Genomic DNA, 12,502 nt, shown 5'->3' on the forward strand with positions numbered 1-12,502 from the left:
ACGTGTAGTATTTCTTTTTGAACAATTTATTAGCCCACTACAGACTAATACATATACCCTAACCAATCTATATGACCAACAGCCCAAGTTTTACCGCTGATAGGTTTAACATATAAATCATCTAGTTGCTCTACAGCGACACCGTAATTTTTATGTTCGTGAACTCGCAACCAAGAACTTAGAGAGTTAAGGCGCATATAACCATTAGCCACATAAAAACGCTCCAAATCGGAGACTAAAATGATGAAGTCGACATCTTTAGTGGACGCATACTCGCTGAGTTGAGACAACATTTTTGTGCCAATACCTTGTCTTTGAACTGTGCTCTCGACACAAAAGTCACTCACACCTAATACTTTATAAATTTCATCACCAACGCGAACAACTCTGTAGTCTAATCCCATGTAACCAACTAACTGATCACCTTCGTAATTCAGAACTCTCATATGCGGGAGTTGCTTATAGTAAGAGCGAGTAACTTGATGTTCAGGAAACGACTGGTTTCTAAGAGCTTCAATTGCATTATGCTGCGCTTTAGATAATTCGATTTCTGGGTAAATATCCATATTTGACCTTTGAGTATTAATGACCTTTTGGTTACGATCCCTGTCGTTGAGTTTAACTCCGAGCGTGTCCTAACCTTGTGGGACATTGACAAATAACATAGAGTTTCTCAAAACACTACTTACAACATTTTTACTGCAAACCAATCGAAGTTGCTTAAGAACAAACACTACTTCATAGCAATGCCTACGGACCAAGCATTTGCAGCTTCTTACCCACACCCTATTCCGCCATCTGGAATTATTTTAATTACACAACGTGGGTACTCAATGTTGGTAAAAGCATTTACCGATGATTTTTCATGGCAAGTCCAAGAACAATTGGCAGATGCATATTTCGAAGCACAGAGAGTACTATCATCGGCGGAGCAACTATTAAACCAAGCTAATTTGCTAGTTCAACATGACCAACGAATTAACAACTTAGAAAAGGCTCAGTTAAATACACAAGCTCACATTTCTAGAACAAATGCCGAAGTTACAAAAGCCAATCAAAAAGCCGACGATGCATTTAAAGCGGCAAATGCTGCATTAGAGCATAAATTTGGAGATAAGGATTACTACACAGTTATCGCTTATTGTAACTCTAAAAATATCCCAATCATTCTGACCTTAGCAAAAGCTAAAGGTTTGGAAGCTAGAGCTTACACCCAAAAAATTGGAGGTAAGATCAATAAAGTTCCTGATGAACGTTGGGGACAAGTAAATGCGTATCATATTGCAGTTTTAGACCACGTTTTTAAACAGTGATTTATATCGGGAGTCCTCTGCTGAGGGCTCCAATTCCCCGTAATAAGGCTAACGCCCAGCTAAGGGGTGAGCAACGCAATACAAAAGCCGCCGCAAGCCGCCTTAATCACTAAAATCAACGCATGGTGAAAATGCCAAGCGTTGCGAATCCCTCTTGAACAGTTTGTTAAGTGCCTTGGATTCAAGTACGTTATGCACCAAACTGTTTTATACGCTTAGCGCCAATAAAAACTGATACTTACTTTGTTGAAGTAAGTCTAAATGGCGCTCAAACATGGGTACGCCATTGGATAAAGAAAGGGGGTAGACGAGTCCATTACCGACATACACCCCAACGTGTGCTCCGTATGAGTCAGTAGAGTCGTTGTACATCATGATATCTAGCGGCTTAAACTCAGTGACCACCTCACTCATCCCACCATTCACTAGAACGGTAGTTAGGTGGATTTAGACCGAAGTCTCTGAGCAGGTTATAAGCAAAGACCTGACAGTTAGCTCCAAGCGTTAAGTCTGAATCATCTTTGCAACCCGGAATGCGGGATGAAACGTATCTTACATTTTTGAATCTGTCGGGAATATCCATTTCCATTTTCTCCCAAAGCACATAACGCCCTGTTAAGGGGTGTGTGAAAAAACACTTAAACCTTTATAAACATATAGTTAGTAAACAACCATCTTAAAAAACCAAAATATATGTAGCAAATATATAGCAATTGTAATGACTAACTTTATGTTTAGCTAAGTCGAAGCCATTTGGGATTGTTTGAATATTTTCGTAACTTGCCACATCGTCTAATACAGTAGTTTTGAGTAGGGTTATATTTGACCATTTTATAAGGGCTACTTTGGAGTAGCCTTATATGCTTAATCCACAATAGATTCTTCGACTCTACCATAGGAGACAAGAGAGAAAAACTTAGCTTTACCCAAAGGTAGCTTAACCTTCATTAGTTCAAAGAAATTTTCATCATGCGTAGATATCACTATCTGCCTGTCCAAATTGAAGGATACATTTCTTAGGAGATCTATAGTGGACAGGATGTTAATAGAATCCATTGATTGAATTGGATCATCAATAAAAATACATTCACATGGCTTACCGTCATACCCTTTGTTGTTAATTGCCCTAGCTAAAAAGATACTTAAGCTAAGAACACTAATCTGGGCGGAGCTAAATGAAAGGTTTGGAGAAATAAAATCCGTGCTCTCTTCTTTTTGTACAAAAACATTTAACTGTGGACTAGAGTTATCTGGAAATGAGCATTCAAACTTGATCTCTTTAAACTCTGGGTGTGGGTCAATCTTTTCGTAAACTTTATTAATCAACTCTTTATAGAAATACCCATCAACTAAGCTCTTTAAGGTATTGGTTATGCTGTCCAAGTCTGATTCTAACTTGTCTTTTATCTCGTTCATTTTTGTAAAACGTAGATTGAGCTCTGAGAGCTCTTTACTAAGCCGAGTTTTAGCAAACATAGCATAAAGATCTTCAATCATTTCATTGAATAGTTCAAGGTCTGAAAGGCCTTGTTTTGTAGAAATTATTTTAGCATTAATGTTTTTGAATAGTTTCTCTATGCCAAGGCTAAGATCGTTAAAATCTCGAGTCTTAAGCTGACTTTCTAGTTCATTTATCAAACAAAAATCAATAAACGCTCTATTTTCAGAATTTAAATAAATAAGTCTTTCATTAAGTTTAGCTAGTGATTTATTTTCAAGATCTTTGATATTTTTCACTCTCTCGATAGAGAGACCATCTATCGACTTTTCAATGTTTTCAATATCATTGATAACACTTTCTTTTTTAATCAGAATTGTGTCCAATTCTTCTTTAAAAGTAGATAACTTAGATTTTAATTCTTGTTTGATTTTTTTAATTGACTCAACAACATTAAGACTAGAAATATCAAGAGACATATCAGATAAGAAATTCATATAATCTATATAAAAACTTGCATCATCTTCACTTTCAATATTACTTGATAATTCTAAGCGAGTTCTCTCTATAACGTTGTTGATATCATTTAAATCGATATCCAGTTGGTTAATTTTACCAGCTATTATAACATTTGATCTTTCTTTATTTTCTCTGTTATCTTCATAAAGCTTTTTCAAAGAATTTTTATCAATACCTTGTGTGTCCATCTGTAGGCGATAAATAGTTTCTTCACCTAAGCTAATTTTGGAGTTCAACGACTCCAACTCAGCACTTAATTCTCCCCCTTCTTTAGATAAGGAGTTTTTAAGATACTCAGCGTCTTTAAGTTTAGACTCTATATACAACTTTGCTGCACTACGTGCTTTGTCATACTCTGCATTAATTTCATGAAGAACGCTCAGCAGCGTAGACCTTTCACCTTGAAGATCCTTTTCTTTATCCCCTAGAAGGCTATTACTAGTAATAGCCTTACACAAATTATTGTGAGTCTTGTGATCAGTTGTACATACAGGACATAACGTTAAATCCTTGTTTTCGTCCAAATTTATGAAATTTAAGCCATCATCAATTAAGCGAGATAATTGATCTCCTCTACGCAGAAACTTAGACAGCAAAGACTCTATTGTATTAAGTTTTAGTTGTATTTTTCTTTTTTCTTTCGATTTTATATCTAGCTCTGTTAAATCTATCCCAACTTCTTCGTAGGAAAAGCTATCCTGATATATCCAAGAATCAGTCTCAAATGTAATATCATTTAGTTTTGAAACTGTATCATGTACAGCATGTAAACTTTTCGTGTTTTGGCTTATTGATTCTTCCAACTTTCTTTTTCTCAATCTATACGCATTGAGAAGTTGATTGTTTTCTTCGATGCTATTATATGTCGCATCTATATTATTAATACGTTTATTTAGTTTTTGTAACGACTCTGTGCTTGATGAAAACTGCTCAAGTAATAGGTTCTTAGATGCTTTTTTATTACTTCTATTCTTTATAGCTTCATTCAATCGCATCTCTAACTCATTAGTGATGCGCTTACGCTTTCCTTGCTTCTCAAGAACATACTCAAATCTGTCCAAATCTGACAACTTTAAGAAGATTAATTCACACTTACTAGAAAGAAGAACATACTCTTTGTTTATTTTTGTCAAATCATCATTGTGCCTCGAGTACAAATTAATTTTATCAATACGCTCTTGGACTTTACTTGTTAACTCGCCGACCTTTACCTGCTCGTTAATTTTTAAAATTGAGTTTCTTAGGTTATTTCTATTATCAGATATAACTGAAGCTTCGCATTCAAGCTTTTGCAGTTCTTTAGTTATTCTTGATTTTTCTAGTGTTACTAATAGCTGCTTTTCATTTTTATGAAGCTCATCATACTCATCGCTTATTTCAGGTATATCGTATCCTTTTGCTGTCAATGATTCGTATAAAGAGCTTGCTTTGTCTCTTGTTTCATTGCTAATTTCAAATGAGCTAATTTTAGCTTCCAGATCTATAATTTCTTGATTAAGTAATTTCTCTTTTTTCCCAATGTCATTTATGATCCGAGTTATTACCTGACGTTCACCATCTATAACTCTAACTTTTGTCGGTTGAAATTCCATAAATTGAGAGTATCTAAGTTCAGCTTTATCTTCTCGAAGAAATGAATCAATTGCCTCTTGTGAAAGCATTACCTCTCTAAAAAAAGCTCGATCTTCAGGTGTATTACTATCATCAAACTTATAGTCTTTGTTATTTTTTCTTGGTTTATCTATCTTTTCGAAAAAATTTCCAACAGTTGTATTAATCGATATCGTAGTATCAATATTATCAGGGGCACCTCTAGTTCTTAAAACATACTGACTTTCGGGTGTTTCCTGTTGCTTACTAAACTTTCCAATTGCATCAGCAATTTTTGAATTAAAAACTCTAGTACTTTGATTTCTGATGTATCTAGTAATATTTCTTGTTATGCCATAGTCCACTGCATCGTAAAAAGATGTTTTACCGAATCCATTAGGAGCGTATATACATACCATATTGGCAACCATACCATTAGGTAGTGTAAAATCGAATGTTCCATCTTCTTTATTTAGGTAGCTTTTGAAAGCTTGAAGTTCAACTTTTTTTATTTTCATAATTATATTCTCAGAAGGCTCTCGATCCATTCATTTCTTTGAACTCTAGAGCTTTCAGTATTAGATATATCACTAATACTCTCCAACAAATCAATTGTTACCTCACTGTAGTTAAGCTCGACGTTTATTTCCTTGTGTTTAGTCGCTTGTATATCATCACCTAAAATCTTCTTGTTTAGGAATTCTATTACATCTTCCTTAGTATATGTAAATCCATGGTCTAGTACGATCTTCCTTAAAAACAACTTATTGTTTTCAATCATATACTTAATACTTCTATCAATAGAATCATTTGTTGTAAAAACGATGTAAACATTCCAAATTGAGAAATCTGAATCTAACTGACTAATATACTCTGTGCCAATATGACTCACAATCTCCAGCCAAAGATTACTTAGCTTATCTTGGCTATCGAATTTTAGAAAAAAACAACTATAAAAATCATTATCGCTCTGTTCATATTTTTTATAAAGTTCTATATCTATACCTTCAATAAAACCGGAATTCTCAATTACCTCTTTAATATTTACTTTATTAAACATAATATTCCTATTAAAAGACAACCTGAGAGTACTGTTCTTTAACAATATTAATAAACTCTTCTAATTCGTTATCATTCAAGAGCTGCCATTGTTCGAACTTATTCTCATTCTTAGTTAGACACTCTCTATTAAGAGCACCTAAATCGATCAAATACCTATCGTTATTAATATTTCTATTTATATTATCGATTGCATGTGCATCTCTTCTATTAATTCTAGATATATTTCTAATATCACTTATCTTTTTCAATCTATTACTGTCGAACTTGCAATCGATATCTTCTTTTAATGTCTTAACGATGATTGCACCTCCTAAAGATAAGCCTTTATATTGCCCTTTTAAAATACCTTCAACATGTGTTTTCCAAACATCACTTTTGTTTATATACAACAACCTCCTGTTGTTGAGAATTTCACCTACGTAATCTAGATTAATTTCTTTTGGTTGGTCTATAATTATTGAAATTATAAGAAGCTCAAAAAACGAACTCCAGAATCCTATATGTTTAGTATGTTTAGGAAAGTACTTATTACAGTTCAAATACGATTCGTATTTATTTATAATATCTAAAGGTTTTAGGTTAACATTGTCAACTTCAATTGATGAAATTCCATGGTTTCTTAAACTGTAACAAACATCATCAAGCTTTTCTTCGTCATCCCAGCTTTCCGAAAGTTGAAATACAAGCTCTTTAATATGATTGAAGCTAGATAAATAGAACGGAAGTATAGGCTTAAGAAATTGATCTTCCCTGTTTGTTATCTCACTATCTAGTAATTCAATAAAACTCTCTACTGGAAGCACTTCTATATCACCATGAAATTCTCGTGTGATATCGCCGGACTTTTTACTACTTATAGCCCTAAGTTCATAACTTTCGCCTTCATTGCTAGAGTTGTAAATAGCTCCGCCTGAGTATCCCACCAAATTATCGTAAGTAATATTTTCGTTAGTTTTAATTAGCCAAGCTTCATTCTCGTGCTTATGGAAGTGATAAGCTATTGAACCTAGAGATGCTGTATTATTTCTTCGTCTATCTTTAGGATAACCTCGTAGTATTAGCTCATCATTAATTTCAATATTACCAGTTACGACCTCAACACTCGATTCTAACCTTTTACTAGTAACTAAAATCGCTATATCGAGTTTATCGCTAATAACTCGGTCTACAATATCAATTAATTCTCCTGAACCGTTGTAAGTTATAATATCATTATTATCATGAAAACCTTTACTAGGATCATCGCTTTCAATTTGAATATTATGCCTAGCTGTTAAAATATAAGAGTAACTATCAGTGAATGGATTAACAATAACACCGCTACCATTTCTGACTCGAACTATGTAACTATAAATATTCATTTTTATAAATCACAAATTGACTTTGGTTATTTCATAAGTTTCAAATTTGTATTTTTCTCTATCCTGGTCAGAGAACTTATTTTCTATTAGATTCGGATAATTAAAATAGAATTTTGGTTCATCTCTATATTTTATAATTCTAGCTAGGGTCTCCTTATCTGGGTGATCATGCCTATTCCCATTAGTAGTAATTATGAATTTATTGCAAGAAACCAAATTTAATAATTCCTGTGAAGTATTGTTTTTACTTCCATGATGAGATAGTTTCATATACTCTGACTGTAATTTATTGCTTTCATTGTATCCATGTGCTCGCATACCTTTTGTGATTACTTCAGCATGAGCGTCACCCAACAGTAATACAGACTTTCCCCTGTAGGTAAAGTTGAACGCTATTGATATTTGATTACATTTTGAGCTGTCATTTAGAGTTTCGTTGTTATCTATAATTTCTTCAATAGAGCGCTTATCTTGTTTACTTGACATAAAACCAGCAGGATATTTTTCCTCCCAAGGAGCCACTCTCTTTGACAAATGTTCCAAGGATGGTGATAAAATTTCAAATCTACAACCAAACCTTTCCAAAACTCTTTCAAAGTCATAAGCTACGAGCTGATTATGTTTTATCCCTAACTTGGCAATCCTCTTTTCTAACGTAACTCCTTCAGAGATACTTGTGTATTCAGATGAACCTCTTGTTAAATTGATGCCCTGACCATCAAACTGTTGCTTGAGAGTGTCAGAAATTAATTTACCTGAGTTAAACCATATCTCAACGGTTAAGGAAGCTAGATAATCATCAGTTTCAAATGCTGAGAGTAGACCTTGAATATGATCTCTATCTTCATGTGTTAATACTAGAAGGTCTATTTTTTGACCATGTAGCTTAACTTCATCAAGAAACTTTTTCAGTTCTTGCCTCTGACACATGTGTTGGAACGCCTCTTTGGGGCCTCCGTCTATCAAAATATTTCTAAACTGACCATCAAAGTCTCCACGTATAACTAATGCATCACCATGAAAAGCCTTTAAAACTATAAGTTCAAAACTCAAAACAACAACCTAAAAAGTCAGACACGAGATTATCTTAGCTTTATGCACAGTATTTTTGAATAATAATGTTTTGTTATAAAAAATTTTTTTATTGTACTCTGACATATGTCAAACTCAGCCGCTTGAAAGAACTCTAGTCATAAAGTTGTAAATAACCTAGTAAAAATTATTTTGAGTCCAGTGACGTGCTCCAGCTTAGCTTTTCTATATTCGCACTACCCCATACGTTTACTTTTTATTGGCAATGTTTTAATAGGATAGAACTGCAAACTATTTGACCGTTAGGTTTAGTTCAGGAAAGGGGGATCTACATCCATATTTAAAAAATCATGAAAACTCTTGCTTTACGACTTTCTTTATATCACCTACATGAAATATGCCCTGCCCATAGTAATACTGTAAACAATCGGTACAGATAAGATTGTCGACATAGTTAGCAACCCTGAACTTGCAACGGACACAAGACTCGCTGGTAGGACGTTTCGTGACTGCACTCATAACTCGTTCAGCCTTTTTCTTCCTTGGTTTTTTATATGGTCGGTGACGGATTTGGGGAATAACCGGAACATAAACAATAGGTTCAGGTGGCTGCCCGTTTGATTCCACAATCATAGCATTGAGTGTCGCTGTTAGTTCTCTTTCTCGGCTGACGTATCGGGCATGGCTGAGCCAACGTCGACATCCGTCTTCAAATACATACGCTAGTGCCAATTCTTTAAACGAGTCATATTTTTGGTTTTTGAATTCATAGTAAAGCTGTTTAAGTGGCGCTAGGTTAATCTCTAAGATAGAGAGCTTTCCTCTCTTATCTGGACTGTAACTTGGACGCCCTTGGTAACTAAAATGTATACCGATAACGTATCCATTTATACGACAGAGAACATCAACTTCACTATAAGGTGCGCTAGGCTCAACCTCGAACTCTTCAAATGTGAGTGTATGCTCTTGCGTTACATAGCCTGTAACAATCCGAGTCCGGTCATACTTATCTTTTTCAGACAGCTCTATCTTCCATTCTGGTGAACTGATATCAAAGGTTGTTAGCTCTCTAAGCGACTGTTTAATGACGAGTCTTGCCACCACATAAAAAGAGTAATCGCACTCTATTTTCTCATCTTGGTCTTCTTGTGCTTTTTTGTCGTGAGCAAAGTGATGCGCCATCTTTTCAGGGTCACCTTTCTTGGCAACGAGCACTTGCTTACAGCTAGGACAAATACAGCCACAAGCCCTGCCGCGCTCTACTTCGCTAACATCATAATACTTGCCATCTTTTAACCCGAAAGGGATCAACATAATAGCCTCAATAATAGGGTCACAGTGTCATCGATGATTTTTGCGCCAAGCAATATTTCTATCAAGCTGTGGTCGTTACAAATGGGAAACCAGACGCATAAAAACGAAACATCTTTATCTGATTACATACTGAGAGTGGTGCGTCACTTTCTGAAAGTGGAACAACTTACCCCACCTACCTCACTTAATATCAATTCAAGTGGAGTAAGTGGGGTAAGTTTAAGTACTTAGCAAAATGAGGCTTGAGGACGAACGGTAGGGAAACAGTAGCGGTTTGAGCCATTGAGCATTTTCTTTTCTAACTTACCGTCTTTAGTCAGTTGGTTGAGCGCTTTACCAATCACATTTCCTTTTGATGTGTCAGCGTTGATAACTTCACATATCTGTTTGGTTGATAACCACTCTCTCGCTTTACCTGTACATTCTTCTAGGTGGTCGTTTAGCAAGTTATACCAGTTGCCTTTATCTACGTATTTGGATGATTCTTGCGACACTTGCGCTTGAATGTCAGACGACAGCATCCAAGGATGATGTTCAACCATGAATTTGTGTTTCACCTCTAACCAGAATTGGCGCAGATTCTCTGGTTGGTTCAGCGTTAGCTCACCCGTTGGTTTGTAGTCCCAACCGAGCATGTTATTAAGCGTATCCATGTCCGTTTCGCCCACCAGCTCAATGACGGCGTAGCGGGTATTTCCGGTTTCGTCTTTTAGAAAGTCCGTGCCGTTTACCGTCGCAATGAGGTTGGTTTGTCGGTCTTTCTTAATGTCATTGCGTGCATAAGGAGGACGCACCGTATCGCAAGCTCTTGTCACGAACGCTTTCAACGCCCCTTGGCAGTTTTTGGTTGAGCGTTCTAGTTCACCCAATTCCACTATCCATGAGCGAATAACGGTCAGCACACTGTCTTTGTTATCAGGGTTGAGCTCTGCTCCTTCAAGAAACGCACTTGGCATCACATTGGCAATTCGTTCAACGAACGCGGTCTTTTTAAAGGATTGCTCACCTTGTAAAACAGGCACAAGCTTGGATTTAAAGCTACCCACAAAAAGACATGCTACACAGCCCACTAACCAGTGTAGCAACACAGTCTTAGAGAGCGCGGGATTCTTAGTCTCTAAGCAATTAAGCACTGCTTCCACGCGGGGCTTTCTATCCCACTCGCCATCAAGCCAATCAGCGATTGGATGGTAACTACTTTCGTGTGCCACGGCGTTAAAATGGTCATCAATCGCGGATTTGGGCAATGTGTAAATTGACGCCAACGATACAAGCTCACTTCTGACGATATCTGGCGAACCCATACAAACCTTACCTTTGAATATATCAGGCTCTAAGGTCATCTTGTTGAGTTTAGCTTGGTAGCCCGTACTCTTAAGTAATGCTTTCAAGTTATCGGCCGTGTTCAATACGATTTGTTGGCCTGACTCCTTGTATCTGACATGGGGAAATTCTGGTGCATTGCTATCGTTAAGCATGGAAGCCCTCCCCTTGCAGCAAGTGGTCACGTTTGACATGACTATCTAACCACTGGTCTAAGTCTTCTTTAAGATAACGGACAGCACGACCAATTTTAATGAAAGGAGGCGCAGCAGTTCGGTTCTTGCGCTGCCCTTCCATACGAGCTTGGCGTAAAAATGAACGGCTCATACCAATGTAAAGCGCCGTTTCTTGTTCTGTGTATACACGTTTATCAAGTGTGGTTTGAGTCATGTTGTTGTTCCCTCTTGTTCATTGAGGTTTCAACTTAACGACCACAAACGTCATATGACGTTATCAACGACGATGACGACGACGTTTTATTTTGACGGCCTAATTTGCCTCCTTACGTCGACCAATACATTCTTTCTGAATGAGTCATAAGACATGGTGTTTTCATTATCCCCACGACCAAACCACGTCACCGAGTCCTGAGTAATGCTTTCAATCAACGCATCAACATCAAATTGACGGTTAAACTCGTTCGCTCTCACGTCCTGCCTTATCATGTTCCAAACCTTATCCGCTCTGGCTTGAGGATTGAGTGTTAATACTCGATGAGCAATTTGCGCAATGGGGTGGATTGGCATCGGTTGGATAACCGAATCCAACCGGAGTTCAGTAGGCGCATTAACCGACTCAATACACTGTTCAGCAATCTGGATAACCGTTGAGTCTAATGTTGCCTTAACCGTATCAACCGCTTGGCAACCACGATTCAATAGTACTGCTTTACCAAAAACATCAACGACCTGCTCCATATCGACGCGTATTTGACTGGGTTTAACCGTTAACGCATTGGTTGAAAGGCGTTGACCGCGTTGACTTGGGTAGCGTTCAGCAAGTTGATGCGTTACGTCATTAGAGAAAATGGCGGATGCTTTAGTAATGAACTCACCAACCACGCTCTCTGTGGTTAGAGAGGCATTAACCGCAGCATAAGCAACAAACGCTTTGTTCGGTTGGGAGAGTGCATTAGGTGTGTATTTAAAGTGCGCTTGTAATACATTGTCGAACGCTTCAGTAACCGAACGCCAACGGTTGATACCATGCATCTCAACGATGATGACGTGTTGAACCAGTATAGATTCTAATGAAAGCGCAAACCGCTTGGATGAGCGTTCAGTGAGTTGGACAACGCCTTGATAGTCGAAGATAGCCGCGACACATTGACTTGGTGGATGAATAGCACCAAGACTCGAAGCAGAAATATCGGCAAACAAACACAACTTCTCTTCTTCAATGGCTTCTAGTATGTCCCATTGGGTTAAATAGGTTTTATCACAGACTTCCTCAAGCCTTACATAGCGGCGTTTAAACTGGCTCACTTCAATCCCTTGTTGAGTTTACAATTTCAACAACGAATTACAGCACCAAGATCACTGTATATAAAA

Annotated in this window: 11 protein-coding genes; 1 reads left to right on the forward strand and 10 read right to left on the reverse strand. The window is 36.9% G+C overall.

Going from position 1 to position 12,502, the window contains the following annotated elements:
• Nucleotides 1-44 precede the first annotated feature (44 nt).
• Nucleotides 45-566, reverse strand: a complete 522-nt coding sequence (locus R7Z10_RS10995; RefSeq protein WP_017821456.1) for a GNAT family N-acetyltransferase — start codon at nucleotides 564-566, stop codon at nucleotides 45-47.
• Between the two features lie 267 nt (nucleotides 567-833).
• Between R7Z10_RS10995 and R7Z10_RS11000 the strand changes: the two genes are divergently transcribed.
• Entirely contained in the window at nucleotides 834-1,313 is a 480-nt protein-coding gene (locus R7Z10_RS11000; RefSeq protein WP_021033918.1) for a hypothetical protein, read from the forward strand.
• A 207-nt stretch (nucleotides 1,314-1,520) separates the two neighbouring features.
• Here the strand turns inward: R7Z10_RS11000 and R7Z10_RS11005 are convergent, their stop codons facing one another.
• From R7Z10_RS11005 to R7Z10_RS11045, 9 genes are all read right to left on the reverse strand, one after another.
• Complete coding sequence (locus R7Z10_RS11005; protein WP_005377069.1) at nucleotides 1,521-1,727, reverse strand: hypothetical protein; 207 nt, start codon at nucleotides 1,725-1,727, stop codon at nucleotides 1,521-1,523.
• Nucleotides 1,728-2,177: 450 nt separating this feature from the next.
• Nucleotides 2,178-5,378 carry an AAA family ATPase gene (locus R7Z10_RS11010; RefSeq protein ID WP_318104859.1) on the reverse strand — a complete coding sequence of 1,067 codons (3,201 nt, stop codon included), beginning with the start codon at nucleotides 5,376-5,378 and terminating at the stop codon, nucleotides 2,178-2,180.
• Nucleotides 5,379-5,380: 2 nt separating this feature from the next.
• On the reverse strand, nucleotides 5,381-5,920 hold the full coding sequence (locus tag R7Z10_RS11015; protein ID WP_069550110.1) for an ABC-three component system middle component 1: 540 nt from the start codon (nucleotides 5,918-5,920) through the stop codon (nucleotides 5,381-5,383).
• Nucleotides 5,921-5,930: 10 nt separating this feature from the next.
• The gene (locus tag R7Z10_RS11020; protein WP_069550109.1) at nucleotides 5,931-7,283 is read right to left on the reverse strand and encodes an ABC-three component system protein; all 1,353 of its coding nucleotides are present in this window, start codon (nucleotides 7,281-7,283) and stop codon (nucleotides 5,931-5,933) included.
• Nucleotides 7,284-7,292: 9 nt separating this feature from the next.
• Nucleotides 7,293-8,336, reverse strand: coding sequence for a hypothetical protein (locus tag R7Z10_RS11025; protein WP_318104867.1), 1,044 nt, complete (start codon nucleotides 8,334-8,336; stop codon nucleotides 7,293-7,295).
• Nucleotides 8,337-8,663: 327 nt separating this feature from the next.
• Complete coding sequence (locus R7Z10_RS11030) at nucleotides 8,664-9,629, reverse strand: hypothetical protein (protein ID WP_318104868.1); 966 nt, start codon at nucleotides 9,627-9,629, stop codon at nucleotides 8,664-8,666.
• Between the two features lie 227 nt (nucleotides 9,630-9,856).
• Complete coding sequence (locus tag R7Z10_RS11035; protein WP_047706365.1) at nucleotides 9,857-11,107, reverse strand: VapE domain-containing protein; 1,251 nt, start codon at nucleotides 11,105-11,107, stop codon at nucleotides 9,857-9,859.
• Nucleotides 11,100-11,342 (reverse strand): AlpA family transcriptional regulator, encoded by a 243-nt coding sequence (locus tag R7Z10_RS11040; RefSeq protein ID WP_021448661.1) that lies wholly within the window; start codon nucleotides 11,340-11,342, stop codon nucleotides 11,100-11,102. Before R7Z10_RS11040 ends, R7Z10_RS11035 begins: the two co-directional genes overlap by 8 nt.
• A gap of 86 nt (nucleotides 11,343-11,428) precedes the next feature.
• Nucleotides 11,429-12,436 (reverse strand): hypothetical protein, encoded by a 1,008-nt coding sequence (locus R7Z10_RS11045; RefSeq protein ID WP_318104873.1) that lies wholly within the window; start codon nucleotides 12,434-12,436, stop codon nucleotides 11,429-11,431.
• Nucleotides 12,437-12,502: the final 66 nt, after the last annotated feature.

This window comes from Vibrio sp. Vb1018, from assembly GCF_033338775.1.
GTDB lineage: Bacteria > Pseudomonadota > Gammaproteobacteria > Enterobacterales > Vibrionaceae > Vibrio > Vibrio alginolyticus.

Coding starts and splice junctions, on each gene's coding strand:
- R7Z10_RS10995 (WP_017821456.1), bottom strand. CDS start 566: ATGGATATTTACCCAGAAATCGAATTATCTAAAGCGCAGCATAATGCA.
- R7Z10_RS11000 (WP_021033918.1), top strand. CDS start 834: ATGTTGGTAAAAGCATTTACCGATGATTTTTCATGGCAAGTCCAAGAA.
- R7Z10_RS11005 (WP_005377069.1), bottom strand. CDS start 1,727: ATGAGTGAGGTGGTCACTGAGTTTAAGCCGCTAGATATCATGATGTAC.
- R7Z10_RS11010 (WP_318104859.1), bottom strand. CDS start 5,378: ATGAAAATAAAAAAAGTTGAACTTCAAGCTTTCAAAAGCTACCTAAAT.
- R7Z10_RS11015 (WP_069550110.1), bottom strand. CDS start 5,920: ATGTTTAATAAAGTAAATATTAAAGAGGTAATTGAGAATTCCGGTTTT.
- R7Z10_RS11020 (WP_069550109.1), bottom strand. CDS start 7,283: ATGAATATTTATAGTTACATAGTTCGAGTCAGAAATGGTAGCGGTGTT.
- R7Z10_RS11030 (WP_318104868.1), bottom strand. CDS start 9,629: ATGTTGATCCCTTTCGGGTTAAAAGATGGCAAGTATTATGATGTTAGC.
- R7Z10_RS11035 (WP_047706365.1), bottom strand. CDS start 11,107: ATGCTTAACGATAGCAATGCACCAGAATTTCCCCATGTCAGATACAAG.
- R7Z10_RS11040 (WP_021448661.1), bottom strand. CDS start 11,342: ATGACTCAAACCACACTTGATAAACGTGTATACACAGAACAAGAAACG.